General features: G+C 62.9%; 22 protein-coding genes. 11 read left to right on the top strand and 11 right to left on the bottom strand.

The window, feature by feature from the left end:
• Positions 1–45 precede the first annotated feature (45 nt).
• The 5 genes from GMET_RS15925 to GMET_RS18880 are packed head-to-tail and all read left to right on the top strand — an operon-like array spanning position 46 to position 7,464.
• Positions 46–2,556, top strand: a complete 2,511-nt coding sequence (locus GMET_RS15925; RefSeq protein WP_011366156.1) for a mannose-1-phosphate guanyltransferase — start codon at positions 46–48, stop codon at positions 2,554–2,556.
• Positions 2,553–4,757, top strand: coding sequence for a glycoside hydrolase family 57 protein (locus tag GMET_RS15920; protein WP_004513894.1), 2,205 nt, complete (start codon positions 2,553–2,555; stop codon positions 4,755–4,757). Before GMET_RS15925 ends, GMET_RS15920 begins: the two co-directional genes overlap by 4 nt.
• A gap of 13 nt (positions 4,758–4,770) precedes the next feature.
• On the top strand, positions 4,771–5,796 hold the full coding sequence (galT, locus tag GMET_RS15915; protein ID WP_011366155.1) for a galactose-1-phosphate uridylyltransferase: 1,026 nt from the start codon (positions 4,771–4,773) through the stop codon (positions 5,794–5,796).
• A gap of 53 nt (positions 5,797–5,849) precedes the next feature.
• Positions 5,850–7,304, top strand: coding sequence for a glycogen synthase GlgA (glgA, locus tag GMET_RS15910; protein WP_004513892.1), 1,455 nt, complete (start codon positions 5,850–5,852; stop codon positions 7,302–7,304).
• Between the two features lie 4 nt (positions 7,305–7,308).
• Entirely contained in the window at positions 7,309–7,464 is a 156-nt protein-coding gene (locus GMET_RS18880; RefSeq protein ID WP_004513891.1) for a hypothetical protein, read from the top strand.
• A gap of 92 nt (positions 7,465–7,556) precedes the next feature.
• On the opposite strand, the gene GMET_RS15905 is transcribed toward GMET_RS18880, so the two are convergent.
• On the bottom strand, positions 7,557–9,071 hold the full coding sequence (locus GMET_RS15905; protein WP_004513890.1) for a cytochrome c3 family protein: 1,515 nt from the start codon (positions 9,069–9,071) through the stop codon (positions 7,557–7,559).
• Positions 9,072–9,413: 342 nt separating this feature from the next.
• Between GMET_RS15905 and GMET_RS15900 the strand changes: the two genes are divergently transcribed.
• Together GMET_RS15900 and GMET_RS15895 are read left to right on the top strand one after the other, a co-directional pair.
• On the top strand, positions 9,414–10,487 hold the full coding sequence (locus GMET_RS15900) for a pyridoxal-phosphate-dependent aminotransferase family protein (protein ID WP_004513889.1): 1,074 nt from the start codon (positions 9,414–9,416) through the stop codon (positions 10,485–10,487).
• A 111-nt stretch (positions 10,488–10,598) separates the two neighbouring features.
• Entirely contained in the window at positions 10,599–10,778 is a 180-nt protein-coding gene (locus GMET_RS15895; protein WP_004513888.1) for a hypothetical protein, read from the top strand.
• A 60-nt stretch (positions 10,779–10,838) separates the two neighbouring features.
• Here the strand turns inward: GMET_RS15895 and rd are convergent, their stop codons facing one another.
• Together rd and GMET_RS15885 are read right to left on the bottom strand one after the other, a co-directional pair.
• Positions 10,839–10,997, bottom strand: coding sequence for a rubredoxin (gene rd, locus GMET_RS15890; RefSeq protein ID WP_004513887.1), 159 nt, complete (start codon positions 10,995–10,997; stop codon positions 10,839–10,841).
• A 36-nt stretch (positions 10,998–11,033) separates the two neighbouring features.
• Positions 11,034–11,225 (bottom strand): ferredoxin, encoded by a 192-nt coding sequence (locus GMET_RS15885; protein ID WP_004513886.1) that lies wholly within the window; start codon positions 11,223–11,225, stop codon positions 11,034–11,036.
• Between the two features lie 213 nt (positions 11,226–11,438).
• Between GMET_RS15885 and pckA the strand changes: the two genes are divergently transcribed.
• Together pckA and GMET_RS15875 are read left to right on the top strand one after the other, a co-directional pair.
• Positions 11,439–13,031: a phosphoenolpyruvate carboxykinase (ATP) gene (gene pckA, locus GMET_RS15880; protein WP_004513885.1), complete on the top strand. Its 1,593-nt coding sequence runs from the start codon at positions 11,439–11,441 to the stop codon at positions 13,029–13,031.
• 169 nt (positions 13,032–13,200) lie between these two features.
• The gene (locus GMET_RS15875; protein WP_004513884.1) at positions 13,201–13,656 is read left to right on the top strand and encodes a hypothetical protein; all 456 of its coding nucleotides are present in this window, start codon (positions 13,201–13,203) and stop codon (positions 13,654–13,656) included.
• Here GMET_RS15875 and GMET_RS15870 read toward each other — a convergent pair.
• The 3 genes from GMET_RS15870 to GMET_RS15860 form a co-directional block, all read right to left on the bottom strand.
• The gene (locus GMET_RS15870) at positions 13,637–16,156 is read right to left on the bottom strand and encodes a helicase C-terminal domain-containing protein (protein ID WP_004513883.1); all 2,520 of its coding nucleotides are present in this window, start codon (positions 16,154–16,156) and stop codon (positions 13,637–13,639) included. The genes GMET_RS15875 and GMET_RS15870 overlap by 20 nt on opposite strands.
• Positions 16,157–16,247: 91 nt before the next feature.
• Complete coding sequence (locus GMET_RS15865; RefSeq protein WP_004513882.1) at positions 16,248–16,520, bottom strand: cytochrome c7; 273 nt, start codon at positions 16,518–16,520, stop codon at positions 16,248–16,250.
• 131 nt (positions 16,521–16,651) lie between these two features.
• Positions 16,652–16,939: a cytochrome c3 family protein gene (locus GMET_RS15860; RefSeq protein ID WP_004513881.1), complete on the bottom strand. Its 288-nt coding sequence runs from the start codon at positions 16,937–16,939 to the stop codon at positions 16,652–16,654.
• A gap of 148 nt (positions 16,940–17,087) precedes the next feature.
• Here GMET_RS15860 and GMET_RS15855 point away from each other — a divergent pair, with 148 nt between their 5' ends.
• Together GMET_RS15855 and GMET_RS15850 are read left to right on the top strand one after the other, a co-directional pair.
• Complete coding sequence (locus tag GMET_RS15855; RefSeq protein WP_004513880.1) at positions 17,088–18,035, top strand: helix-turn-helix transcriptional regulator; 948 nt, start codon at positions 17,088–17,090, stop codon at positions 18,033–18,035.
• A complete protein-coding gene (locus tag GMET_RS15850; RefSeq protein WP_004513879.1) occupies positions 18,032–18,964 on the top strand; it encodes a TIGR01212 family radical SAM protein in 933 nt (310 codons plus the stop codon). The genes GMET_RS15855 and GMET_RS15850 overlap by 4 nt, the downstream gene beginning before the upstream one ends.
• On the opposite strand, the gene GMET_RS15845 is transcribed toward GMET_RS15850, so the two are convergent.
• The 5 genes from GMET_RS15845 to GMET_RS15825 all read right to left on the bottom strand — a co-directional run bounded on the left by GMET_RS15845 (position 18,961) and on the right by GMET_RS15825 (position 26,461).
• Positions 18,961–20,205: a BamA/TamA family outer membrane protein gene (locus GMET_RS15845; RefSeq protein ID WP_004513878.1), complete on the bottom strand. Its 1,245-nt coding sequence runs from the start codon at positions 20,203–20,205 to the stop codon at positions 18,961–18,963. The two genes, GMET_RS15850 and GMET_RS15845, sit on opposite strands and share 4 nt — an antisense overlap.
• A gap of 94 nt (positions 20,206–20,299) precedes the next feature.
• On the bottom strand, positions 20,300–20,584 hold the full coding sequence (locus tag GMET_RS15840) for an EscU/YscU/HrcU family type III secretion system export apparatus switch protein (RefSeq protein ID WP_004513877.1): 285 nt from the start codon (positions 20,582–20,584) through the stop codon (positions 20,300–20,302).
• Entirely contained in the window at positions 20,571–22,289 is a 1,719-nt protein-coding gene (locus GMET_RS15835; RefSeq protein WP_004513876.1) for a flagellar hook-length control protein FliK, read from the bottom strand. The genes GMET_RS15840 and GMET_RS15835 overlap by 14 nt, the downstream gene beginning before the upstream one ends.
• A gap of 96 nt (positions 22,290–22,385) precedes the next feature.
• Positions 22,386–24,950, bottom strand: a complete 2,565-nt coding sequence (locus tag GMET_RS15830; protein WP_004513875.1) for a glycosyltransferase family 1 protein — start codon at positions 24,948–24,950, stop codon at positions 22,386–22,388.
• 122 nt (positions 24,951–25,072) lie between these two features.
• The gene (locus tag GMET_RS15825; protein WP_011366154.1) at positions 25,073–26,461 is read right to left on the bottom strand and encodes a sigma-54-dependent transcriptional regulator; all 1,389 of its coding nucleotides are present in this window, start codon (positions 26,459–26,461) and stop codon (positions 25,073–25,075) included.
• Positions 26,462–26,538 lie beyond the last annotated feature (77 nt).

Raw genomic sequence — 26,538 nt, 5'->3', positions numbered from 1 at the left:
CTCGCTCCCTCACTACCTCGCTCAATACATAAAAAGGAGCATCCCATGAAAGCAGTCATTATGGCAGGCGGGTTCGGGACCCGCATCCAACCCCTCACGAGCAGCATCCCGAAACCGATGATCCCGCTGCTGAACCGCCCCATCATGCTCCATATCGTAGAATTGCTGAAGAAGTACGAGATCACCGATCTCGTAATGCTCCTTTACCACCAGCCGGCGGTCATCAAGAACTTTTTCCGGGACGGCACCGACTTCGGCGTCAAGATCACCTACGTCACCCCCCTCCAGGACATGGGGACCGCCGGGGCCGTCAAGTGCGCCGAGAAGTTCCTGGACGAGCGGTTCCTCGTCATCAGCGGTGACCTCCTCACCGACTTCAACCTCCAGAAGATCATCGACTCCCACGAGGACAACAAGGCCCTGGCCACCATCACCCTCACCTCGGTGAAGGACCCGCTCCAGTTCGGGGTCGTCATCACCGACAAGGAAAAGCGGATCACCCAGTTCCTGGAAAAGCCGGGGTGGGGGGAGGTGATATCAGATACCATCAACACCGGCATCTACGTCTTCGAGCCGGAAATTTTCGCCCATATCCCGGAGGAGGAGAACTACGACTTCTCCCAGGACCTCTTCCCGAAACTCCTGGAGCAGCAGAAGCCCCTCTTCGGCTACACCGCAAAGGGGTACTGGCGCGACATCGGCAACACCGACTCCTACCGTGAGGCCCATCACGACATCTTCAAGGGGAAGGTAAACGTAAAGATCGACGAGGCGAAGCAGGACCTGGTGGGGAAGGATCTGCGGCTTGGGAGCGACGTGAACCTGGACGAGCATGTCACCCTGGAGGGAACGGTGGTCGTGGGGGACAACTCCCAGGTCTTCGAGAGCGCCCACATCAAGGACACGGTTATCGGCCGCAACTGTACCATCGAGCCGGGGGTCCGCCTCAACCGCTGCGTCATCTGGGACAACGTCTACGTGAAGAAGGGGGCGAAGCTCAACGACGGCGTCCTCTGCAGCAATGTGCGGGTCGGGCACGGGGTCGTCATGGAGGAGGGGGTCATCGTGGCCGACGACACCTCCATCGGCGAGGAGGCCTACATCAAGCGGGACGTGAAGATCTGGCCCCGGAAGGTGATCGAGGCCGGGGCCACCGTCACCGGCAACCTCATCTGGGGTGAAAAGTGGAAAAAGTCCCTCTTCGAGGGGGCCATGGTCAAGGGGCTCACCAACATGGAGCTTACCCCCGAGTTCGTGGCCAAGCTGGGGTGCGCCTATGGTACCATGCTCCCCAAGGGGAGCCATATCATCTCGGGCCGCGATTCCTACCGCTCCTGCCGGATGCTGAAGCGAAGCTTTATCGGCGGGCTCCTCTCCGCCGGGATCAATGTACGGGACCTGACCATGGTGCCGATGCCGGTCTTGCGCTATAAGCTCCGCACCTTTGGCGAGGTGGGTGGAATCTACTTCCGCCAGGCCATTGACGACCCCGCTTCCACCGAGATTGTCTTCCTGGATGGCGACGGCCTCGACTTCTCCAGTTCCATGGGGAAGAACGTGGAGAGAATCTTTTTCAAGGAGAACTTCCGCCGGGCCCACCACACGGAGCCGGGGGCGTTGTCCGAGATTCCACAACAGGTGACGGATTTTTATCGTGAGGGGTTCCTCCACACCATCGGCAAGTCGCCGCTGCAGAAGAAACAGTTCAAGGTGGTGATCGACTTCAACCACTCATCGGCCAGCCAGCTCCTTCCCGGCATCCTGACCCAGATGGGGTGCGAGGTCATCAGCCTCAACGCCTACGTGGACGAGGAGCGGGGGATCCAGGCAGTGGCTGAACGGCAGCAGAGTCTCGCCCAGCTTTCCAAGATCGTTGCCACCCTGGAGGCAAGCGCCGGGTTCTGGCTCGACCCCGGCACCGAAGGGGTCATCGTGGTGGACGAGACCGGCAAGGTCTACGAGGGGGCCGAACTTCTGCCGCTCATGGTGGGGCTTGCGCTCCGCTCGGGCGAGAAGGGGCTCTTCGCGGTGCCGGTGTCGGCCCCCTCGGCCATCGAGCGGATGGTCCAGGAGCGCGGCAGTGCCGTGACCCGCACCAAGAGCGCCGACCGGGCCATGATCGAGGCCACCCTCTCCTCCGAGGTGGTCCTTGCGGGGACCATGGACGGCCGTTTTGCCTTCCCGAAGTTCCAGTCCGCCTTCGACGGCATGTTCGCCATCGCCAAGACCATCGAGCTGGTGGCCAAGGGGGGGCTCTCCATCTCCAGGGTGGCGGCGGAGATTCCGCAGCGTGTCTTCCTCCAGACCCGGGTCCCCTGCGTCTGGGACATGAAGGGGGGGATCATGCGGAAGATGAGCGAGGACAGCCTCGACAAGGAGGCGAGCTTCATCGACGGGATCAAGGTCCATTTCGGCGAGGACTGGGCACTGGTGCTCCCGGACCAGTACCTCCCCTACGTTCACATCGTGGCCGAGGCCCGGGATGCCAAGACGGCCCAGAAGCTCCTCGATGAGTACAAGAAAAAGGTCGAGGGGTGGAAACGGGAACTGCAGTGAGCGCCCCCCTCTCCGTCATATTCGTATGGCACATGCACCAGCCCTACTACAAGGATCCGGTGAAGGGGGAGTACGCCCTTCCCTGGACCTACCTCCACGCCGTCAAGGACTACTTCGACATGGCGGCCATCGTGGACGACACCCCCAATGCCCGGGCGGTCTTCAACCTGGTGCCGTCGCTCCTGGACCAGATCATCGACTACGCCGGCGGCACGGCCGTGGACCCTTGGCTTGTCCGGGGGCGGATGGCCCCGGCCGACATGGCCGAGGAGGACCGGCTCTTCGCCCTGGAGAACTACTTCTCCGCCAACCGCCAGCGGCTCATCGAGCCGAACCGCCGCTATCTGGAGCTCCTCCATCTTGCAGGCGACGGGACCCGGGTGAAGAGCCGGGAACGGCACCGCCACTTCAGCCACCAGGACCTCCTGGACCTCCAGGTCTGGTTCTTCCTGGCCTGGACCGGCGAGGCGGCCCGCCGCCGCTACCCCGAGCTCAAGGAGCTGGCGCGGAAGGGGCGCAACTTCACCGAGGATGACAAGGCGCTCCTCTTCACCCGCCACGCCGACATCCTCAACGGGATCATTCCCCTCTACAAAAAGCTCCACGATGAGGGGAAGGTGGAACTGGCCGTCTCCCCTTACTACCACCCGATTCTTCCCCTTCTCTGCGACATGAAGGCGGCCGCCATCGCCATGCCCCGGGCGAACCTCCCGGCAACCCGCTTTCGCCATCCGGAGGACGCCCGGAGCCAGGTGAGTCGCGGCATCGCCCGGTTCCAGGAGGTGTTCGGCTTCACCCCGGTGGGCATGTGGCCGTCGGAGGGGTCGGTGAGCGACGAGGCCCTTGCCATCATTGCCGGCTGCGGCATCAAGTGGATCGCCACCGACGAGGAGATCCTCGCCCGCACCCTTCCCGGGGGACTCGGTCCCGACCGGGAGGCCCTCTACCATCCCTACACCTTCCGCCACCGCACCCGGGAGCTGAAGGCCTTTTTCCGTGACCATCTCCTCTCGGACCTGATCGGCTTCACCTATTCCTCCTGGGAACCCCGCCGGGCGGTGGAGGATTTCGTGGGGAGACTCCGGGCAATACGGGAGAGCACTCCCGACGCCCGGGTAGTGCCGGTGATCCTGGACGGCGAGAACGCCTGGGAGTACTACCCCGACAACGGCTACGACTTCCTTCGGGGTCTCTACAGCGTCACCGCCGCCGCGCCGGGAATCGAATGCACCACCTGCTCCGGGTTCCTTGCCCGGGAGCCGGAGCGGAGGGTCATCGAACACATCCACCCCGGCTCCTGGATCAACGCCGACTACGGCATCTGGGTCGGCCATCCGGAGGAGAACCAGGGGTGGGACTACCTGGAGCGGGCCCGGGAGGCGGCGGTCACCGCCAGCCCGCTGGTGGCCGACCTCATGGCCGTGGGTGACCAGTGGGAGGGGGAGGGGACCGACGAGGAGCGCGTTGCCCGGCTCGTCTGCACCTCCCTCTACGCCGCCGAGGGGAGCGACTGGTTCTGGTGGTACGGCGATGATCACTTCTCCTCCCACAGCGACCGCTTTGACCGCCTCTTCCGCAAGCACCTCATGAACGTCTACCGCCTCCTCGGCCTCGACATCCCCCGGGAGCTCTACGAGCCCATCAAGAAGCTTACTCCGGCGGGGCTCGTGCGGGAACCGGCGGCCCTTATCACCCCCACCATCAACGGACGGGTGGACGACTATTTCGAGTGGCTGGCGGCGGGGCTCGTGGACCTCACCAAGCAGGCATCGGCCATGCACGCCGCTGAAAGCCTTCTCCAGTCCATTTTTTACGGCTATGACCGGGATAACCTCTATATCCGCCTCGACGGCCCAACACCGTTGAACCTCGCCATTCAGGAGGGTGATGCCCTTCAGCTCCACCTGGTCACCGGGAGCGAGTATCGTCTCGAAATAACTCCGTCCGATCGGTCTGGTGAGCTCATGGTGAAAGGGACCAAGGGGTGGAAGAAGGCCAAGGGGCGCTGCTGCTGGGAGATCGGCCATGTCTGCGAGGCGGCTGTTCCCCTGGGGCCCCTGGCGCTCAAGCCGAGGGGGAAGCTCTTCGCTTTCGTGACCCTCGTCCGCGGAGGCGAAGAGTTTGGTCGCTGGCCCGCCGATTCGCCCCTCGTTCTGAGCTATGCGGGGCCGGAGCTGGATGCGGAGAACTGGCTCATATGAAACTGGAGGAACAATGTCCGAACTGAGATGGGACCCCCTCAAGCAGCACTGGGTGATTATCGCCACCGACCGGGGGCGCCGGCCGCGGGATTTCCTCGTGGAGCCCGAGCCCACGGAGATGACCAGCTGTCCCTTCTGCTACGGCAACGAGGACAAGACCCCCGGCGAGGTGTACGTGGTTCGTCCTGTCGGCGGAGCGAATGCCACCGGGTGGAAGGTGCGGGTGATCCCGAACCGCTTTCCGGTGCTCCGGATCGAAGGGGAACTCAACAGCCGCGCCTACGGCATCTATGATGTCATGAACGGCATCGGCGCCCACGAGATCATCATCGAGACACCGGACCACAACCGGGGGCTGGCAGAGCTCTCCCCCGCAGAGATCACCGAGGTTCTCAAGGCGTACCGCGCCCGTTTCCTGGACCTGCGCCGGGACACGCGGTTCCGCTACATGGTCCTTTTCAAGAACCACGGCCGGCGGGCCGGGGCCACCCTTTCCCACTCCCACAGCCAGCTCATCGCGGTCCCCCTCATTCCCCCGGCTGCGGCCACCGAGCTGCGCGTCTGCCGGGAGCACTATGCCAACAAGGAGCGCTGCCTCTTCTGCGACCTGCTCGATTTCGAGCTCCAGAGCGGCGACCGGATTGTTCGGGAATTCGGCAACTACGTGATCATGACACCCTACGCCTCCTGTTTTCCCTTCGAGCTGCGGCTCTACCCGAAGCGCCATTCCCACGATTTCGCCCTGTCCACCGACGGCGAACTGGCCGAACTGGCCGTGGCCCTCAAGGATATGCTCGGCCGGCTCAAGAGCGTCCTCAAGGATCCCCCCTACAACTTCATCCTCCATACCGCGCCCCCACCGCAGCCGCGGCTCGGCAAGCCGGAATTCTGGAGTTCCATCGAATACGACTACCACTGGCACATCGAGTTGGTGCCACGGCTTACCCCCATCGCCGGCTTCGAGTGGGGGACCGGCTTCTACATCAATCCAACCTCGCCGGAAGACGCAGCCACATTCCTTCGGGGGGCTGAGCTGTAGATGCCCGAAGCCTGACGCCACCTATCGACTCTGAGCCGCTGCGAGGCCCGATAATGAAAATCCTGCAGGTTGCATCCGAGGTTGCCCCCCTTGCCAAGACCGGCGGTCTGGCGGACGTGGTCGCTGCTCTCCCCAAGGAGCTCCGGCGGATGGGGCACGATGTCCGCGTTGCCATCCCCTTCTACAAGGAGGTGTCGTCGGGGAATCTCCCGGTGCGCAAGGCCCGTAAGAGTGCGGAGGTGGCGTTGGGGGGGGAGCTCCACAAGGGGTACCTGCGCCAGACTGCCTTGGGGGAGGTGCCGGTCTACCTGGTTGAAAACCGCGATCTCTTCGGGCGGGACCACCTCTATGGCCCCCCCGAGGGGGACTATCCCGATAATCCCCTGCGCTTCGCCTTCTTTTGCCGCAGCGTGCTCCAGTTCCTGAAGCGGATGGACTTCCGCCCCGACGTGATCCATTGCCACGACTGGCAGTCGGCCCTCATTCCCATCATCCTGAAATACGAACTGGGCCATGACCCGTTCTTCAACCGCACGGCAGTCATCTTTACCATCCACAACCTGGCCTACCAGGGGGTGTTCCCCGCTGACGCCCTGGCGCAGACGGGGCTCGACCCGTCCCTCTTCTCCGTGGACCGGATTGAATTCTACGGCCGCATCAACCTCCTGAAAGGGGCGATCCTTGCCGCCGACGCCATCACGACCGTTTCGGAAACCTACTGCCACGAGATACTGAGCCCTGGCCAGGGATGCGGGCTTGAAGGGGTGCTCGAGCGCCGTCAGGCCGACCTTGCCGGCATCCTCAACGGTCTCGACTCGGAAGAGTGGAACCCATCCCTGGATCGGCGCATTTTCCGGAACTACTCGTCCAAGTCCCTGGCGGGAAAGGGGGCTGACAAGCGGGAGCTCCAACGGGAACTGGGGCTCAAGGCGGGAGCGTCGATCCCCATCATCGGCATGGTGGGACGGATTGTGGAGCAGAAGGGGATCGACCTGGTCATCGACCTCCTTCCCCGGTTTGCCGCCGAAGAGCTGCAGTTGGTGATTCTTGGCACCGGCGACCTCCGCCTCATGCATCAGCTCCATGAATTCAGGAACAAGGGGGTGAAGAACGTCTCCATCAACCTCGGCTTCAAGGAGCCCCTGGCGCCAAAGATCTATGCCGGATGCGACATGTTTCTCATGCCCTCGCGATTCGAGCCCTGCGGCCTGAGCCAGCTCATTGCCCTCAGCTACGGCACGGTGCCGATCGTGCGAAGGACCGGCGGACTTGCCGACACGGTCATCGATGTCACCGCCAATCCCCGGGAAGGGAACGGCTTCTCCTTCACGGAGTTCAGTGCCGATGCGTGCTGGGACGCTGTCCAGCGGGCGCTGGCCGCCTACCGGGACCGGGAGGGGTGGCGCAAGATCATGCGGCGTGGTATGCTCCGTGACGTTTCCTGGCGCAGTGCCGCCGGCAAGTACGAGGAACTCTATCGCACATGTGCGGACAATAGGCGGGGGTAAGGAGATGGGTGACGAGCGCAACGAGTTGGACGAATTGAGCAGGGAGATCCGGAAGGTCATCGAGAACAACCGGAAATTTCTCGACCATGTCATGGATGAGGATTTTGAGCCGGAGGAGACAGAAGAAACAAAGGACGAGGACGTTTTCGAGGAATTGTAGCTCCCGGCCGCTCAACAGGATACTGAACAAAAAAATCCCCCCGGTGGCTGACCTCCGGGGGGATTTTTTTGTTCAGCGAAATCAGTGAGTGCCTAGTGCTTTCCGCCACCCGGCACGTCTTCGCCGCCTGACATGTGGCAGTCGCTGCAGTTGGTCTTGTGGATTTCATCCCCGATATCCACCGGGTGAACAAAGTCCTTCACCTGCTTGCCGGCCGGAATGTTCTCCTGGGTCTGGCTGATCATGGTGTGGCACATGTTGCAGTCCTTGGAGATGGTTTTCTTCCCGTCGATGGACTTGTGCTTGCCGTCGTGGCAGCGGAAGCAGCCGGGGGTGTAGAAGTGGCCGATGTGGTTCGGGTAGGTGTTCCAGGAGACCTTCATCTCGGGGAAGAAGTTCCGTGAGTAGATATCCTTCACCTGGGTCACCGCCTGGTTGATGGCCGCGGCCTTGGTCTTGCTGACCTCCGGGTAATTGGTGGCGTAGTACTCGGGGAGCTTCGCCGCGATGGCGGTAAAGGCCTCTTGCTGGGTCTTATAGGGTTTCTCCAGAAGTTCAACGCCAATTTTCTTGATGTACGGGAGCGCCGGGTCGATGAGCCCGGAGACGATGTGCTCGTCCATCTCTTGCCCCGGCGACTTGTAGATGTGGGTCGGCCGGTTGTGGCAGTCGGTGCAGTCCATGAGCCGCTTCTTGGCCTTGGCGATCTCGTCCCTGGTCAAGGGGGTCTCGGTGCTCATGTACTCCACGAAGGAGCCGTCCTTTTGCTTGACCGCGATGTAGGGGATGTCGAGGCGCTTCTTGTCCCGGGAGATGTAGTAGACCTCGGTGCCGATGTGCCAGTGGATACCCTTGGCATGGGGCGATTTGGGAGCGCCACCGATGTTGATCAGCATGTTGATCTCGCGGGGGGTGTTCTCCTTGTTGGGTGCATAGTGATAGAAGATCTTCTGGCGACCGGAATAGAACTTCTCGGGCCAGTGGCAGTGTTCACAGGTGTCCCGCGCCGGGCGGAGGTTCTCGATGGGGGTCTCGATGGGGGTCGGATAGCTGTGGGTCGCAACGGCCCATACTTGGCGCAGGCCGGAGATCTTCGCTTTGACGTACCATTCGGCGCCGGGGCCCACGTGACACTCGACGCATTTCACCCGTGCATGGGGAGAGTTCTTCCAGGCCGTGTGCTCGGGAGTCATGACCGTGTGGCAGAGTTCGCCGCAGAAGGTGGTCGACTCGGTGAACTCGAAGCCGAGGATCGACGCCACCGAAACGATCAGGACGAAGATGACGCTTGCCAGGACGAAGAAGATGAAGAGGCGGCGCTTGTGGGGATCGTTGAAATCCATCCGGGGGTAGGGGGGGATATCTTCCTCCTCCTTGCGCCGACGGTTCCGGACCATCCACGCGCCGACCGGGACCAGGATGAGCCCGAAGATGAGCATCCCCGGGAAGGCAAAGTAGGTCAGAAGTCCGATGTAGGGGTGTTCGACCCCGGTGATCATCTCCATCGCGAGGAACGCGATGATGAGACCGGTTCCCACGAACGCCAGGAGCAGACCGATGAGGCTGATCGGGTTCCAGAGATAACCTGCCGTCTTGCGCAAAGCCATACCTTTTCCTCCAAATAAAACACTTTTTTGTTGTGGAATGGGTTGTCGTATTGACACCACCGAATCCAAAGCTCTTAAACTTACCGTCAGACTTGGCAGTTTGTCAAACCTAAAAAAATTGTTTTGAATAAAAGCCTTGCCGGACCGGGGAAGCATGAAATCGAATGGAGGGTCTGGCTTATGAGTGAATTCTTAAAATGGTGGTTTGCTGTGTGGTGCCTCCCTTGACAGTTTGGGCGGATTTTGCTAATTTATTAAGCTCTCGATAGCACCGTGAATGGGCGCTTTGCAAGGCCCGTATCCCCCGTATCAGTTTCGATTCCTTCTTCCCGAGGAGACTTTATGGCAAAGAAGCTTTTTATCCCCGGACCGGTTGAGGTCCATCCCGATATCCTTCAGGCAATGGCGACCCCCATGGTCGGCCACCGGATGGCGGAGTACGCAACTCTCCACGGCAGGGTGACGACGGGGCTCAAAAAGCTCCTCGCAACCGAGGCGAAGGTTTTTCTCTCGACTTCCAGCGCCTTCGGCGCCATGGAAGGGGCGGTGCGCAACCTGGTGGCAGGGCGCTGCGTCAATTTCTGCAACGGCGCTTTTTCCGACAAGTGGCACGATGTGACGCGTCGTTGCGGCAAAGAGGCCGATGCGGTCAAGGTGGAATGGGGAAAGCCGATTACCGCGGAACTGGTTGACGAGGCACTGGCCACGGGAAAATACGACAGCCTTACCCTTATCCACAACGAAACATCAACCGGCGTCATGTCCCCCCTGCCGGAGATCGCCGCGGTGCTTCGAAAGTACCCTGATGTGGTCTCCATCATCGACACCGTCTCTTCCATGAGCGCCCTCCCGATTCCGGTGGATGAACTCGGCATCGACTGCTGCATTTTCGGCGTCCAGAAGGCCTTCGCGCTTCCTCCCGGCCTTGCCGTTTTTACGGCGAGCGAAAAAGCGCTGGCCCGGGCCCGCACCGTCGAGGGGCGCGGCTACTACTTCGATTTCCTCGAATTCGAGGCAAGCGACGCCAAGAACAATACGCCCTCCACCCCGTGCATTTCGCTGATCTACGCCATGGACAAGCAGCTGGAGCGGATGTTCGCCGAGGGGTTCGAACAACGCTGGGCCAGGCATCGGGCCCTGGCCGACTTCGTGCGGGGCTGGGTGTCGGACCGCGGGTACGGTTTCTTCGCCGAGGAGGCCTACCGTTCCATGACCCTTACCTGTGCCGTAAACTCCCGTGGCACCGATCTTGCTAGCCTCAAAAAGATGCTTGGCGAGCGGGGCTTCGCCTTTGACGACGGCTACGGCAAGATCAAGGGGAAGACCTTCCGGATTCCCCATATGGGGGATATGCAGCGTTCCGACCTGGAGGAGTTCCTTGCTGTGATTGATGAATGCCTCGCCGTACTCGGTTAATGAAATTTTGTGTGACGCCCTGACTTTTTCTCACCTCCTGCTATACTGTGCTGTGGTGAACGAGCCACGCTCTCTGCCTGCGGGGAGATCCGGCAAAAAGGAGAAAGAACGATGAAATGCCCCAATTGCGGCAATAGAACTTCGGTGGAGATCGATATTCATTCCGAGGGGTTCTCTGCAGAGGAGTCTCCCGTCAAGGAGTGCGGTGAGTGCGGTCTCGTCTGGCGTGTTCGGATCGTGAAGGGAGAACCCGAGATCGATATCATCAAGGCCGGGAAAAAGGGGAAATAGAAGAAGCCTCCCCGTGAGGAGAGGCTTCTTCCCGAGCGGACCGGCATTGCCGGTACGTCGTCAAACTTCCTCGAACATCTCCTTGCCCGCTCCGCAGAGGGGGCAGACCCAGCTGTCGGGCAGATCTTCAAAGGGAGTTCCCGGGGCGATGCCGTTTTCCGGGTCCCCTGCTGCCGGGTCGTAAATGTACTGGCAGATGGTGCATCTCCATGATTGCATGGTGTTCAGTCTCCTCTCTTTTTTGTTTTGCTGCGGCTACTCCTTCCAACTGATTGCCTGGACCGGACAGCCATCGATGGCCTGCTGGATTTCCTGCTCCGAGGCCCCTGCCGGATCGTAGGCCTCCGATTTGCCGTTCTCGGCGAACCGGAATACGCCGGGGCAGACCGACACGCAGAGTCCGCAGCTTATGCACGCTTCCTGATCCACCCATGGTCTTCGTGCCATTGACATTTCCCTCCTTTGAAATTCCCGATGTCCCCAATTGTAGCAACGCCGATACTGCTGTCAATGCGAGGCGCACGTTCACCGGGAAGCGTTTTCCCCCTTCTAACGTGCCGGTTTTTCTGGTTTTTACTGGTGCTTGATATTTTCTTGTGCTAGTAAAGGTGTCAGTTTCTCTATCTGGGCAAAACCTAATCCCCCATGGAGGTGACGACCGTGAGACTGAACGACATAACCAGAGGCACCGGGCTCGAGGAGCATGGGATTACCAACGCGAACCTCATCTACTGGACCCCCCCGACCGCCGTGCTCTACGAGCAGATCGTGAAGCGGGGCGAGGGGCTCGTGACCCATCTGGGCGCCGTTGCGGTGAAGACCGGCCATTACACCGGCCGGGCAGCCAACGAGAAGTTCATTGTCGATGAGCCCTCCAGCAACGACCACATCGCCTGGGGCAAAGTGAACCAGCCCTTCGACTCCGCCAAATTCGACGCCCTCTTCGGCCGGATGCTGGCCTATCTCCATGGCAAGGACATTTTCGTTCAGGAGTGCTTTGCGGGGTGCAGCCCCGACCACCGGCTTCCGGTCAGGGTCATCACTGAGCGTGCCTGGCACTCCCTCTTCGCCCGCAACATGTTCGTGCGGGCAACCCCCGAGGAGTTGGTCGGCTTCAAGCCGGGTTTCACGGTCATCGACCTCCCCGCTTTCCACGCAATCCCCTCCGTGGACGGCACCAACACCGAGACCTTCATCATCGTCAACTTCGAAAAGAGGCTCATCATCATCGGCGGCACCAGCTATGCCGGCGAGATCAAAAAATCCATCTTCACCATCCTCAACTACCTCCTTCCCCAGCACAAGAATGTCCTCTCCATGCATTGCTCCGCCAACGTGGGAGAGAAAGACGACGTGGCAGTCTTCTTCGGCCTTTCCGGCACCGGCAAGACCACCCTCTCCGCCGACCCGCGGCGCCGGCTCATCGGTGACGACGAGCACGGCTGGGACAACAGCGGCGTCTTCAACTTCGAGGGGGGGTGCTATGCCAAGATCATCAACCTCTCTCCCGAGGCCGAGCCGGAGATCTACCAGACCACGCGGCGCTTCGGAACGATACTGGAAAACGTGGCCATCGACACCGTGAGCCGGCGCATCGACCTGAACGACGACTCCTTCACCGAGAATACCCGGGCCTCGTACCCCATCACCCACATCCCGAACATCGTGAAATCGGGGATGGGGGGACATCCGACCAATATCATCATGCTCACCTGCGACGCCTTCGGGGTCCTTCCCCCCATTGCCCGGCTCACCCCTGACCAGGCCATGTACCACTTCCTCTCCGGCTACACCGCCAAGGTGGCCGGTACCGAGGCAGGGATCACCGAGCCCCAGGCGGCCTTTTCCGCCTGCTTCGGCGCTCCCTTTATGGCGCTCCACCCGTCGGTCTACGCCAAGCTTCTCGGTGAGAAAATAGCCCGGCATGGGGTCAGCTGCTGGCTCGTGAACACCGGCTGGAGTGGCGGCCCCTACGGCGTCGGCTCCCGCATGAAGATCGCCTACTCCCGCGCCCTGGTCAACGCCGCCATCGACGGGACCCTCAATGCCGGTTCCTTCGTGAAGGACCAGTTCTTCGGCCTTGACATCCCCACCGGCTGCTCCGGTGTCCCCGCCGAGGTCCTCAATCCGAAGAACACCTGGGTCGACAAAACGAAGTACGACGAAACCGCAACTATGCTCGTGGAGCGTTTCCGCAAGAACTTCGAGCAGTATCGCTCCTATGTTTCAGCCGGAGTGGCAGAGGTCATGTAGGTTTTTTAGCGCGCGAGGTAACGGTGAACGAAAAAAGGCTCCCGGGGAGGGGGCCTTTTTTCTTGAGTACAAATGCAAAACGCACTGCACTATTGTAAAACGATATTTTATTTGCTACAGTGCGTGGCAACGGTTTGACGCGTTATCCATCTTACGGCGGGGAGTTCCCATGGCACAAACGTTTGATTTTACCCGGTTGCGCAAGCTTACGGTTATCCACGGATTCGTCCAGGTTTTTCTCCTGATCCTCCTTGCCGGCATGTCCTTCGTGCTCCTGGGGAAGGTTCCTTCCCAGGTCTTCATGAACAGCATCATCCGGGTGGTGGTGATCCAGCTGATTCTCTTCTACCCCGTTTACAAGTTCGCCCTCGGCGATGCCCGGCGGGAGGTATCATCGGCAGCCGCGGGGCTCACCGCCGACGAGCAGCAGGCGTTGCGGCGCAAGCGGGTCTTCAGCGACATCCTGAAGGGCGCCCTGATCATCTTCTTCTTCACCTTTACCCTCAGGGCCCCCAGTGCGCCCCAGATCCAGTTCATGATCCTGGCCGTGTTCCTCCTCTCCTACCTCACCTACTTCCAGTGCTTTAACTACGCCGCGAAGAAGCTCATGAAGGCGAAGAGCTGAAAAACCGCTCCATCTCCCCGAAGACCTCCCCGCTGCCGCCGTCCGCAAGCCGTACCGGCGGCAGCGACCGGAGGAAAAACCGCCCGTAGTTTTTCGAAAGCACCCGGCTGTCGAGGATCAGGACCGCTCCCCGGTCCTCCCTGCTCCGGATCAGCCTCCCAAATCCCTGCTTGAACTTGATGACCGCCTGGGGGACCGTGTACTCCATGAAGGGGTCCCCTCCCCGGAGGGCGATGTGGTCGGCCCGTGCCTCCAGAATCGGCTCCGTCGGTACCCGGAAGGGGAGTCGCGTGATGACCACCAGCTCCAGTGCCTTCCCCTGCACGTCGACCCCTTCCCAGAAGGAGTCGGTGCCGAAAAGGACCGCGTTGGGCTCCTTCCGGAACCGGGCCAGGAGGTGGTGCCGGTTGATCTCCCCCTGGCGCATGGGAGTGAGCCCCCGGCGCCGCAGCGCCTCTGCCATCCTGCCGTGGATGCGGGAGAGGAGGTCGTAGGAGGTGAAAAGGACGAAGGCGTGGCCGTTGGAGATGGCGAGCCCCCGGTGGAGGGCCACCTCCAGGGCCTCCTGGAACCCCCTTGACGTGGGCTCGGGAAGGTCGGCGGGGATACCGACGAAGGCCTGGCGCTCGTAGTCGAAGGGGGATGCGAGGAGGAGCTCCGTCACTCGTCCCCGGTCCAGAAGGGCGATTCCGGTCCGACCTTCCAGGTAGTCGAATGTTTCCCCCACCGCCAGGGTGGCCGAGGTGACCACCACGGTCCGGAAGGCGTCGAAGACAGTTCGCTTGAGGGAGGCGGCCACCTCCAGGGGGGAGGCGCAGAGCCTCACCGCTATCCCCTTGGCCCCTTTTTTCACCTCGAACCAGCGGCAGACTTCGCCGTCCCGGCCGATGAAGAAGAGGAGGTCCGCGGCCAAGGCTTCGAGGCGCCCCGTCACCCCCCGAAGGTCCACGAGGAGCCCCGAGAGCTTCTCCTGGACCGCTTCCGGGAGCCGTCCGCACCCGGTGAGGAATTCCTTCAGCTCCCGCACGAACGTGTTCAGGTCCGCGGCCAGCTCCCGGGCCTCGTCGTCGGTCTCCTGCCAGAGCTTTGAGCCGAAGAGGGACGGGGTGACCCGGAGCTTCTTTTCCCCGTTCTCCGGTCCCTTCCCCTTCAGGTGGGAGAGGAGGGCGAGGCCGATGGCGTCCATGGCCCGCACCGCCCCGGCTGCCAGCTCCTGGGTGCGGGAGATGAGCTTTTCCTCCAGCCGCTCGGCCAGGTCCCGGTAGAGGTCGTCCAGCTCCACCGGCACCTCCCGGGAGAGCTGGGCCGAGAGCTGGGGCAGGAGCCCCCGCTGGGCTTTGCGCGGATTCTGGAGGCGCCCCAGGAGCTTCAGGATCCCTTGGCGGGAGACCTGAGAGGAGAGGTGCCCGGTGGCCACGTCCTCCAGGTGGTGCCCTTCGTCCACCATGAGCCGTTCGAAGGGGGGGAGGATGGCGGTGGAGCGGTAGCCGGTCTCCTGGCGCAGGGCCACGTCGGCCATGAGGAGCGCGTGGTTCACCACGAGGACATCGGCGCTTGCCGCCTGGCGCCGGGCGCCGTAGAAGAAGCAGCGGGCGTAAAGGGGGCACTTGATCCGGCCGCACTGGTCCGCCTCGCAGGCTACCTCCTCCCAGGTCTCCGGCTTGGGGATGAAGGAGAGATCGCTGCGGCATCCCTCGGCCGTCTTTTCGCTCCAGGCGATGATCGCCTCCAGTTCCCCGGCCGCCGGGTCATCGGCGAAGAGGGATGGTTCGCTTTTGACTCCGGCCAGTTTCCGGAGGCAGAGGTAGTTGGAGCGACCCTTCACGAGGACTGCCCGGAACTGGACCCCGGCGTGGCGCTGGAGGAAGGGAATGTCTTTTTTTATGAGCTGTTCCTGGAGGTTGATGGTGTTGGTGGAGACGACGATCCGCTCCTTGTTGCGGATGGCCCAGAGCACCGCCGGGACGAGATAGGCGAGGGATTTGCCGGTGCCGGTGCCGGCCTCGATGACCGCCACCCGGTCGTCATTGAACGCCTCGGTGACGGCAAAGGCCATCCGGAGCTGCTCTTCCCGGTGCTCGTAACCGGGGAGATTGGCTGCCAGGACCCCGGCCGGCGCGAAAATCCGCTCGATCTCGGGGAATGACAGCCGCTCTGTCTCCCGCCGGGCAAAGGGGGCCACCGCCTGATAGCACCGCTCCACGGCGTTGTCCACGATGGAAAAGCCGACTCCCTGGTTCCCCAGGAGGGATGCGATCTCGATGTCGGCCTGGGAGGGGTCAAGGTTCCCTGAGGGGTGGTTGTGGATCACCACGTCGCCGAAGCTGGTGGCGATCATGATGGCGGCAACCGCGTCCCGGTTCCCCCGGGCCAGGGGCTCCGCCTCGGTCACGATCCGGTTTTCGTCGGTGCGCCCCAGGAAGAAGACTTCGTTTCCCCCCGCCGCCGCGATGGCGGCCCGCATGTCGAGGATGGCCTGCTCTGAAAAGTACCGCTTCATCCGGTCGAGAATATCGGGTTTGGGGGGAGGGGGCAATGAAAAAAGGGGCGGATCGCTCCGCCCCCTGTTCCGGCTGATTCGGCCGAAGAGATTACTTCTTGTGGCACTCACCGCACTTGGTGGGGCCGGCCTTCTTCTGCTCGTGGCACCCTTTGCAGGTCTTGTGGGCCCAGTCCTTGCCGAACCCTTCGATCTTGCCGGGGGCCTTTTCGTGGCATGCCTTACAGCTTCCCGCTACTTGCTGGTGCTTCTTGTGGCCGAAGCTCACGTTGCCGTTCTTGGCGGGGAAGGTGAGGGTGTCGGCCGCCATGGCCGCCCCGGCGGCAAAGATGGTGAGGGCTACTGCTGCAATCAGTTGCTTCATGGTACATCTCCTTTCGGTGTGTGGTGGTGTAACCGCATGGGGTCATTGTATGGGATATCCCATGCCTCTGGTATCGATATCGACCGGAATGTGACCCGATGTCGGGTCGTCATAGACAAAAAATCAACGAGTTAGCCACCTCCGTGACATCCCTTGCAGAGGACCGGTCCCCTCTTCATGGCTTCGTGGCACCCTTTGCACCCTTTGCCGTGGGCCAGCACCTTGTCGAAGCCGTCGATCTCTCCCGGTCCCTTTTCGTGACATCCCCGGCACTGGCCCAGGGCATCCTGGTGCTTCTTGTGGGGGAAGCTCACCTGGCCGATCCGGTTCGGAAAGGTAATGGTCTCGATGGCGCTGGCGGCTCCGGCACCGAGGATCAGTATGGCCACCACAGCTGCGGCATGAATTTTACGTTCCATCGCGTCAGCTCCTTAGGAAGGCTTTGCCCAGGGCATTACCCCGGGACGGGAATCCAGTACTGCAAGTTTCTTGCCCGTGGCTGAGCACCTGGCGTCTGAACGCAAAATGCTTCCGTGACTTTCGGAAAACCTGCTACAATGCCACCCCATGGAAACCCAGGACGAAAAGAGTGAACGCGAACGGAGTGTGCCCCCGATCGTCGCCATCGACGGTACGGCCATTAAAAGGATACGCGAAGCCAAGAAACTGACCCAGCTCTACGTGGCGAGCGTGGTGGGAGTCACCACCGACACTATTTCCCGGTGGGAGAACAACCGCTACCCCACCATCAAGCGTGACAACGCCGAGAAGGTGGCAACGGCCCTGGAGGTTTCCCTTGAGGAAATTCTCAAGCCGGAGCCGGTTTCCGAGCCGGAACCGGAGCCGGAAGCCGTTCCCGTGCTCCTGTCGCCGCGGAAACAGCGTCTAGCGCCCCTTGTCCTCGCCGTGGGCCTTGGCACCCTCCTGGTCGCCTTGATTGTGGGGGCCGTCCTCTCGCGCCGTGGCGCCGCCGAGCTGGTGGCGACCAGGGTTCTCCCCCCCTTTGGAGCACCGGGACAGCTCGTTCCGGTTCAGGTGAAGGTGGACCGGCGCGACGGAGAGAAGAGCGGATTCATCGTCAAGGAGCGGATTCCTGCCGGCTGGCGGTTTGTTGCCTCCAATCCCCCGGTGGCAGGAGAGGCGGGGGAACGGGAGGTGAAATGGCTCATCCCCCCCGGCGGTACCGGTCCTGTCACCATTTCGTATACCCTCACGGCGCCCCGGACGCTTCTCCTGGGGAGCCAGGCCGACTTTGGCGGAGAGGTCATCCTGAGCCACGGGAAGGCAACCCGCCGGGGGATCATCGGCGGTCCGGCGCGGATTGTCGTCAATGGCCGCCACTGGGCCGACACCAATGGCGACGGCAGGATTGACGACAACGAGATCATGCCCGCCTACTACCTGTGCGAAGAGATGAGGGGTCTCGGCCTCGACTGGAAGACCATCGAGACCATCTGGAGCGGCGCGGGGTATACGTGGAACGATAAGCTGAAGGTTTTCGAGGTGGTCAAGTGACCGAGCGGCGCTATACCGCCTTCTCCGACGAGCTGCGCCACATATTCGGTTGCCGGGTCCAGCGGATCTCGGTGGATGCCGGTTTCACCTGTCCCAACCGGGACGGCGCAGTCGGTACCGGTGGGTGCATTTTCTGCGGCGGCAAGGGGTCCGGCTCCTTCGGCATCAGGCCCGAGCTCTCCGTCACCCGCCAGCTCCTCCATGGGAAGGAATTCCTCGCCCGCCGTTACGGCGCCGCGAAGTTTCTCGCCTACTTCCAGGCCTACTCCAACACCTACGCCCCCGTGGAGCGGCTCCGCCTCCTCTACGAAGAGGCCTTGGCAGTGTCCGACGTGGCTGGCCTCATCGTCGGCACCCGCCCCGACTGCCTCCCCTCCGAGGTTCTCGATCTCCTGGCCGGGTATGCCCGCCGCACCTACTTCTGGCTGGAGTTGGGTCTTCAATCCCCCCTGGATCGGACCTTGGCGCTCATCAACCGGGGCCATGACTTCGCCGCCTTTGCCGATGCCGTGGTCTGGAGCCGGGAGCGGGGAATCCGGGTCTGCGCCCATGTGATCCTGGGGCTGCCGGGGGAGTCGCGGGAGGAGATGCTGGCAACTGCTGAAATACTGAACGGACTCGGCGTGGAGGGGGTGAAGCTTCACCAGCTCCACGTGATGAAGGGGACAGTGCTTGAGGAGATGTACCGGCGGGGAGAGGTGCGGTGCCTGGAGCGGGACGCCTACGTGGATATCGTCTGCGATTTCCTGGAACGGCTCGATCCCCGCATCGTCATCCATCGCCTTGTGGGGGATGCCCCCGCTGACCACCTGGTGGCGCCGGATTGGTCCTTGCGGAAGGGGGAGGTGCTTGATGCCGTCGATGCCGAGCTGACGCGGCGGGTGACACGGCAGGGATCGGTTATGCGGGATCGTGGGAGGATGGTCTAGAACGGATACCCCAGCCCCACGAAGACCGCTGGCCCGTCGTTGCCGACGCCGATGTCGACCCGTCCCACGATGTTGGGGCGGACCACTGCCCGGAAACCGATGCCGGGGTTGAACTCGAAGTTTTTGCTTCTGGTTTTGTCCAGGGACTCCATCACCGCCCCCAGGTCGATGAAGGGAGCCACTTCCCAGTCGGTGTTTACGTCGAAGACGCTCCAGCGGAAGAGACGGATCCGCTCCTCCAGGTTGCAGAGGAAGTAGCTGGAATCGATGAAGCGGTTGCGGCCGTACCCCCGCAGGGTGGACTCGCCGCCGAGGATACTCCGCTCCAGGAAGGGGACGTCGCTCCCCAGGGTCTGGTTGTAGGCAACCCGCGCCACAGTGATGTAACGGGCTTCCTTCAGGGGGAAATACCCTTTGAGTTCTGCCTCGTAGTGGCGGTAGCTGGCGTCGCTTCCAAGGAACTCCGCGCTTCCTTCGATGGCTGCCTTGGCGTAGAGCCCTCGGGTGGGCATGTCGCGGGAATCGAGGGTGTTGTAGATGAGGGAGAGCTTCTGGGCATGGGCGGTGAAACCGTTGATTCCCGGCACCTGGCTGTCGGTGAAGCGGTCGCGGATGGAGGGGAGTTTTGAAACGGCGCCGCGTCTGATGGAGACCTGACGGAAACGCTCGCCGACGACCAGTTGGAGGTGGTCGATGATGTCGTAGCCGACCCCCAGGGTGAAGCCGTATTCCTTGTCGGCGTAGTTGGTCTCGTCCTCTTTTCTGCTGTCCGACTGGAAGCCAAAGAACCGGGCCGAGCCGTCGGTGAAGTTGTAGATGAAGGCGTTGGTCTCCAGCTTGCCGTCAAGAAAGGTCTTGTCCCGGAGCCTGACTTCGTAGTCCTCGTTGACTTTGGTGGACGTGGAGAGGTTGAACTCCCAATTCCGGTTGGGGAGCGGAAAGAAGGCGCCGTAGAGGGAAAAGGTGGTGCCGAAGTTCGCGTTGTAGTTCACCTGGGGGGCGATGAGGGTGTTCACCTCGTCCCGGGCGTTATGGAGGAGGAAGGCAGTCAGCCCGCCGAGGATGGCCCCCTCGTTGGGGCTTGTGGCGATGACCGGCAGCGGAATGGTCACCACCTTGACCGGGTCGCCGAAGCTGGCGTCGGTGATAGGGTAGGGGAGCTTCTCCCGGGGGACCATGGTGGTACAGGCCGCCAGGAGGGACGTGCCGAGTATGAACAGCAGGAGGACTATGCGTTGCATCGAGCGGTCTTTCTTTCTGGAATCGTGAGAGACGACCCCGAAGAATAACGGGTTTTTCCCTCGCGGGCAACACAAAAGACCGCCTCACGCCAGGTCACGGTTTCCCGTCGCGTCCCTCCTCCTGCTCCAGCCAGTAGAGCCAGGCGAGCAGCTCCGCCACCGCCCGGTAGAGTTCGGGGGGGATGTAGTGGTCGATGTCCACCTGCATGAGCTGGCTCACAAGGGCCGGCGACTCATGGACGAACACACCGGCCTCCCGGGCGCAGGCGATGATCGCCTCGGCGGTCACACCGTGCCCCTTTGCCACCACCTGCGGCGCATACTGCCCCTCCCGGTAGGAGAGGGCCACCGCCTTTTTTTCCCGCTCACTGTGATCCATCTCTCACCGTAAAACCGCCGAGCCGCAGCCCTGCGGCGTCGAACCGCTCATCAAGGCCATTCTGCCCTGCCGCAAGAATCTCCGCCGTCCGTCCGTCTTCCGCAACCAGGGTCACACCGATCCCCTCCTTTCCCGCACGGAGGGTTGCCCGGACAGCCCCCAGGCTTGGCAACTCCACGGCCACCTCGGTCAGCCACGACCGCTCCCCCTTACCCCCTTCCGCCTCCCGCTCCTCCACCTTCCATTCCATGTCCTGGCCGGGCCAGGCCTGGCCGAACCAGGTGAAGACGCCGGTGGTGAGGGTGGTGAGCTGCTCCTTGATGATGGGGATGGTCTGGGACTCAATGCCTGCGGGAGGCGGTGGCTCCCCCAGCCGGCCCATTGCGCCCCGGCTGGTTGGCGCGGTCTCTCCGGGAATTACAACTCGTGCTCCTCCCTCCGGCGTTCCGGGGAGGGGGGGAGGAGAGGACGCCCTGCCGGGGGATGTGGCTGCTGCTCCGTCCCTAAGGAGGGACTGTGGGTGGCCTTCTGTCTGGGGGCGTGCGTCCGGTGATGATGCCGGGGCGGGGTGCCCGAATTCCGTAGGGTTCGGGACAACGGTGTCCCGCGGTTGAGGTGGCTGCCCCCCCTGGAGAACCGTCGTTGCAAGCTGTTGACCGGGAACCTCACCAACAGATTTTGGCAGGGGGGCTCCGGTCGGTGCCGCTGCGTTTTGCGGGGCGGCCGGCGGTGCGTCGACGGTCTCGGGGTCTGGTGAGGTCGTGGCCACGCCTCCCTGAGGCTCCGCAGGGAGAGGTGCAGGCGCTCCTGGCCGTCCCGGGGCCTGGGGCTGGTTCTGGGGCGAAATAGCCGTTTGGGGAAGGGGGTCTCGGGGCGCTGCTGAGGTCGTCTGGCCCCCTTTCGGGGTGTCGGGAGAGGGCGGAGTTTCCCCCTGCCGGGGTGCCGCGTCGGGGGCGGCGTTCCCTGGTGCGGACGGACTCCCCTCCGCGATGGTTCGTGGGGGGGGTGGAGTGACGCCTTCCTCGAGAGGTAGTCCTGGCGTCACAGCTGGAGGCGCCGGCGCCGGTGGCGTCTCGCCAGGAGAAACCCGGACGCCATGAAGTGTCGTGGTTGCCCCGTTTCCCTCGGCCGGGAGCCGGCCGGCAAGGGGGGAGAGTTGCCCCTGGGGCTCCCGGAGGAGGTCGGTAAGGGGATATTCCCCCTGCACCCACTGGGCCAGGTGGGATTCGTAGAAGACTCCGCTCCGGCTGAGGACGTTCTTCAACCCCTCGGCCAGGAGGGCCGGGTCCCGGGGAGGGCCCGAGATTACGAGGGAAGGGCGGGGGAGAGAGCTCGCGGCCTGTGTGCCGCCGGTCCCCTGGGCCAGGGTGTTGAGCCAGCGCCCTGTGTCGCTGATCTGGACGGGCGTCGCGGAATTGCCCGACTTCGACAGGGAAAAGACCAGCCGGGGCTCGTCGGTGACGTAGGTGAGCTCCACTGCCTGGCCCGGCTGGAGGTTGAGGGGAAGCTCCATGTGGAGGAGCTCGTTGGCGATTCTCACCAGGTAGCGGCTGTTGGCGAAGTTCGCCATGACCTCGCCGTGGACCATCTGTCCCGGCGTGAGGTTAAGGGGGGTAAGGGACTGCCAGGTGGCCTCCACCAGGGAACCGGTGGTGTCTTTGAGGAGGGCCTGGGCGATCCGGGCTATGTCCTGGGTGATGATCATGTCATACGTATCGGCCGAAACGGCAGAAACTTGAAGGGAGAGACCCCAGGCTGCGCGACCGGGATGTTTCCGATCCCCGATCCCCGGTCCCGGTCTTCACCCCCACGCAATACTTCCCTGCTCGTAGACCGGCCCCAGCTTCGGGTGGCGGGGCATGACCCGCACCATGAAGCCGTGCCTGCCGCAGAAGCGGCTCTCGATCTCGCCGTAGAAGCGGTGGGCACCGTCCCCTGTCGCTTCTTCCCAGGCAAGGGGAACCAGTTCTCCTCCGACGATGTTCCCTCGGGAGTCCAGGACCCCGCAGTAGAGATCCGCGGAAAGCTGGTCGGGGGGGATGTCGCCGAGGATAATGTTCACCGTCACCGGAATTACCGCCCCCAACGGGACCTCGGTGGGGGTCTTGGCTTCGATCCCCGCAATCCTTACCTGGTGCCAGGTGCGGCGGATATCCCCCTTCCAGCCGGCGAGATCCACTGCCAGGGCCAGGCCGTCCGCCGAGAGCATCTCCCAGTGGGCGAAGGAGGGACGGTACATGGTCCTGGTGTACTCCTGAACCATCCGCTCGGTGCTGAAAAGGGGGCAGAGGGTCTGGAGGCTTGCCTTCATGAAGGCGAGCCAGCCGCGGGGGATGCCGTCGGGGCCCCGGTCGTAGAAGAGGGGGACCACTTCTTTCTCCAGCAGGTCATAGATGGCCCGTCCCTCTACTTCGTTCTGGTAATCGAGGTCGTCGTAGACCTCTCCTTTGCCGATGGCCCAGCCATTGTTCCCCTGGTACCCCTCGGGCCACCAGCCGTCGAGGATGCTCATGTTGAGGCCGCCGTTGAAGGCCACCTTCATGCCGCTGGTGCCGCTGGCCTCCAGGGGGCGGCGGGGGGTGTTGAGCCAGACGTCGACCCCCTGGACCAGGTGCCGGGCCACGGCCATGTCGTAGTCCTCGATGAAGACGATCCGTCCCCGGAACCGACTGTCGAGGGAATGCTGGAAGATCTCCCGGATCAGCTCCTTCCCTTCGGTGTCGTGGGGGTGGGCCTTGCCGGCAAAGATGATCTGCACCGGCCGGTCGGTGCTCCCCAGGATTTTTTCCAGCCGCGCCAGGTCCCGGAAGAGAAGGGTCCCTCGCTTGTAGGTGGCGAAGCGGCGGGCAAAGCCAATGGTGAGGGCTTCCGGGTCAAGAACCTCGTCGGCCTGGGCGATCTCTTTTGCCGTGGCCCCCACCTGCTTCAGGTGGTCCTTGAGGCGGCGGCGGGCGAAGAGGACGAGCCGCTCGCGGCACCGTTCGTGGGTCCGCCAGAGCTCCGATTCGGGGATGTGGGCGACCCGCTTCCAGAGCAGGGGATCGGTGGCGTCCTCGCGCCAGCGGTTGCCGAGGTACCGGGTGAGGAGCCCCGCCATCTCGTTGGAGAGCCAGGTCTTGGTGTGGACTCCGTTGGTGACCGAGGTGATGGGGATATGTTCGTCGGGGAGCTCGGGCCAGAGGTTCTTCCACATGAGCCGCGACACCTCGCCATGGAGCTGGGAGACGCCGTTGGCATGGTCGGCCAGCTTGAGGGCCAGGACCGCCATGCAGAACGCTTCGTGGGAGTTCTTGGGGTTGATCCGTCCCAAGGCCAGGAACTCGTCCCGGGAGAGGCCCAGGAAGCGGTAGTAGCGCCCCAGGTACTTCTCTAGGAGATCGGGGGGAAAGTGGTCGATGCCGGCATCCACCGGGGTGTGGGTGGTGAAAACGTTGCCGGCCCGCACCGCCTCCATGGCCTCGGCGAACCGGATGCCGTGCTCTTCCATGAGGAGGCGGGTCCGCTCCAGGGCCAGAAACGCCGCGTGCCCCTCGTTCATGTGGCAGACGTTGGGGGTGATCCCAAGGAGGTGGAGGGCCCGGATGCCGCCGATCCCCAGGAGGATCTCCTGCCGGATCCGCATCTCCAGGTCGCCGCCGTAGAGCTGGGCCGTGATCTCCCGGTCCTCGGGGGCGTTCTCCTCCAGGTTCGTGTCCAGGAGGTAGAGGGGGACCCGCCCCACCTGAACCCGCCAGATGTGGGCCGTCACCTTGCGGCTTGGCATGTTGAGTTCCACGGCCAGGGGGGCGCCGGAAGCATCCCGCTCCAGGGTGAGGGGGAGGTTGTAGAAGTCGTTTTCGGGGTAGAGTTCCTGCTGCCACCCCTCAATGTTCAGGTACTGGCGGAAGTAGCCCTGCCGGTAGAGGAGTCCGACTCCTACCAGGGGAATCCCCAGGTCGCTGGCCGACTTCAGGTGGTCGCCGGCCAGGATTCCGAGTCCCCCCGAATAGGTGGGGAGCGACTCGTGGATACCGAACTCCATGGAGAAGTAAGCGACGGACATGGGCCTGCCGCCGTTGCAGGTCCGCTCGAACCAGGTCCTGGCCGAGAGGTATTCCCGGAACTTCTCATCCACCTGTTTCAATTGGGACATGAATCCCTCGTCGGTGGTGAGCTTGTCGAGGGTGGTCTGCTGGAGGATACCGAGCATCTCCACCGGGTTGTGGCGGGTCTGCTGCCAGAGGTCGATGTCGAGCCGCTTGAAGAGCTCCACCGCCTCGGGCTCCCAAGTCCACCAGAGGTTGTAGGCGATGGTCTGGAGTCTGGCCAGTTCGCCGGTCAGCGACGGGACAACGGTAAAACGGTGCATTCCCTTGGTGAAGTCCATTGAAACCTCCGGGACCGGGGACCGGGGACCGGGAAAACCCTTGATCCACGGTCGGTCGTTGCATCCTCCGTATTTGACTGGTTGATGGCGTTTTCGTATGTGCTGAAAAGATTGTAAGGTTCTTACTGGTCCCCGTTCCCCGTTCCCCGGTCCCGGCCTATCTCGAACTTCTCCAGCCGGTACTGAAGCGTCTTGTAGCTCATGCCCAGAAGCGGGGCCGCCTTGGCGATGACCCAGTCGGCCCGTTCCATGGCCTTGATGATGAGGTTGCGCTCCAGCTCATCGAACTGGATTCCGTCGGGGGGAAGCTCGAAGGGGAGCCATCCTGCCCGGGAGAGCCCTTCGGTGATCTCGGCCGGCAGATCCTCGGGCTGGATCAGGTCGCTTTCCGCCATGAGCGCCCCCCGCTCGATGACCGATTCCAACTGCCGGACGTTGCCGGGCCAGCTGTAGTCCATGATGAGCTTCAGGGCCGGTTTGGCGATCCCCCTGACGGTGACTCCCGCCTGGGCGCTGCACTTTTTCACGAAGAAGTCGGCCAGGGCCGCGATGTCGCTCCCCCGCTCCCGCAGGGGGGGGAGAGTGATCCGGATCACGTTCAGGCGGTAGAAGAGGTCCTCCCGGAAGCCCCCCCGTTTGATCTCCGCCTCCAGGTCCCGGTTGGTGGCGGAAATGATCCGCACGTCCACGGGGATGTTCACCTTTCCCCCGACCCGGCGGATCTCCTTCGACTGGATGGCCCGCAGGAGCTTTGCCTGCATGGCCACACTCATCTCGCCGATTTCGTCCAGGAAAACCGTCCCACCGGTGGCCGCCTCGAAAATTCCCAGCTCCCGGGAGCTGGCGCCGGTGAAGGCCCCTTTCTCGTGGCCGAAGAGCTCGCTCTCCATGAGGCTCTCGGGGATGGCGGCGCAGTTTATGGCGAAGAAAGGCTTGTCTTTCCGGGGGCTCCCGTCGTGGATCGCCTTGGCCACCAGCTCCTTGCCGGTCCCCGACTCGCCGTAGATGAGGACTGTTGAGGCGGTGGGGGCGATCTTGGTGACGATCCGGAAGACCTCCCGCATCTTCGGGTGTTCGCCGATGATGTTGGGGATGCTGCTCGTCTCCTTGAGCCGCTTCTGGAGGACCCGGTTCTCCCGCAGGAGATTCACCCGCTCGAAGGCCCGGCGCAGGGTGAGGAGGAGGTTGTCCCGCTCCAGGGGCTTCTCCAGATAATCGAAGGCCCCCTTTTTCATGGCCTCCACCGCCGAGTCGACGGTGCCGTGGGCGGTCATCATGATGGCGCACTGGAGGGGGTCGGCCTCCAGGACCCGCTCCAGGAGCTCCATCCCCGACATCCCCTGCATCTTCAGGTCCGTGAGGATCACGTCGAACTCGCTCGTTTCGAGCTGCTCCAGGGCCTCGCGCCCTCCGGGAGCCGCTGCCACGCGGTACCCTTCTCCCTCCAGGATCGTCTGGATGATCTCCCGCTGTGCCCGCTCGTCGTCAACTATGAGAATGGTTCCGGTCATTGGTCTCCTTCGGAGACAGGGACCGGCAAAGGCCGGGACCGGGGACCAGTAACGTAAAACCTGATTTTGCTCCCAAT

The sequence above is a fragment of the Geobacter metallireducens GS-15 genome, assembly GCF_000012925.1.
GTDB lineage: Bacteria > Desulfobacterota > Desulfuromonadia > Geobacterales > Geobacteraceae > Geobacter > Geobacter metallireducens.
This window is presented reverse-complemented; position numbering and strand designations above follow the sequence as displayed.

Coding starts and splice junctions, on each gene's coding strand:
- GMET_RS15925 (WP_011366156.1), top strand. CDS start 46: ATGAAAGCAGTCATTATGGCAGGCGGGTTCGGGACCCGCATCCAACCC.
- galT (WP_011366155.1), top strand. CDS start 4,771: ATGTCCGAACTGAGATGGGACCCCCTCAAGCAGCACTGGGTGATTATC.
- glgA (WP_004513892.1), top strand. CDS start 5,850: ATGAAAATCCTGCAGGTTGCATCCGAGGTTGCCCCCCTTGCCAAGACC.
- GMET_RS18880 (WP_004513891.1), top strand. CDS start 7,309: ATGGGTGACGAGCGCAACGAGTTGGACGAATTGAGCAGGGAGATCCGG.
- GMET_RS15905 (WP_004513890.1), bottom strand. CDS start 9,071: ATGGCTTTGCGCAAGACGGCAGGTTATCTCTGGAACCCGATCAGCCTC.
- GMET_RS15900 (WP_004513889.1), top strand. CDS start 9,414: ATGGCAAAGAAGCTTTTTATCCCCGGACCGGTTGAGGTCCATCCCGAT.
- GMET_RS15895 (WP_004513888.1), top strand. CDS start 10,599: ATGAAATGCCCCAATTGCGGCAATAGAACTTCGGTGGAGATCGATATT.
- rd (WP_004513887.1), bottom strand. CDS start 10,997: ATGCAATCATGGAGATGCACCATCTGCCAGTACATTTACGACCCGGCA.
- GMET_RS15885 (WP_004513886.1), bottom strand. CDS start 11,225: ATGGCACGAAGACCATGGGTGGATCAGGAAGCGTGCATAAGCTGCGGA.
- GMET_RS15875 (WP_004513884.1), top strand. CDS start 13,201: ATGGCACAAACGTTTGATTTTACCCGGTTGCGCAAGCTTACGGTTATC.
- GMET_RS15870 (WP_004513883.1), bottom strand. CDS start 16,156: ATGAAGCGGTACTTTTCAGAGCAGGCCATCCTCGACATGCGGGCCGCC.
- GMET_RS15865 (WP_004513882.1), bottom strand. CDS start 16,520: ATGAAGCAACTGATTGCAGCAGTAGCCCTCACCATCTTTGCCGCCGGG.
- GMET_RS15860 (WP_004513881.1), bottom strand. CDS start 16,939: ATGGAACGTAAAATTCATGCCGCAGCTGTGGTGGCCATACTGATCCTC.
- GMET_RS15855 (WP_004513880.1), top strand. CDS start 17,088: ATGGAAACCCAGGACGAAAAGAGTGAACGCGAACGGAGTGTGCCCCCG.
- GMET_RS15845 (WP_004513878.1), bottom strand. CDS start 20,205: ATGCAACGCATAGTCCTCCTGCTGTTCATACTCGGCACGTCCCTCCTG.
- GMET_RS15840 (WP_004513877.1), bottom strand. CDS start 20,584: ATGGATCACAGTGAGCGGGAAAAAAAGGCGGTGGCCCTCTCCTACCGG.
- GMET_RS15835 (WP_004513876.1), bottom strand. CDS start 22,289: ATGATCATCACCCAGGACATAGCCCGGATCGCCCAGGCCCTCCTCAAA.
- GMET_RS15830 (WP_004513875.1), bottom strand. CDS start 24,950: ATGGACTTCACCAAGGGAATGCACCGTTTTACCGTTGTCCCGTCGCTG.
- GMET_RS15825 (WP_011366154.1), bottom strand. CDS start 26,461: ATGACCGGAACCATTCTCATAGTTGACGACGAGCGGGCACAGCGGGAG.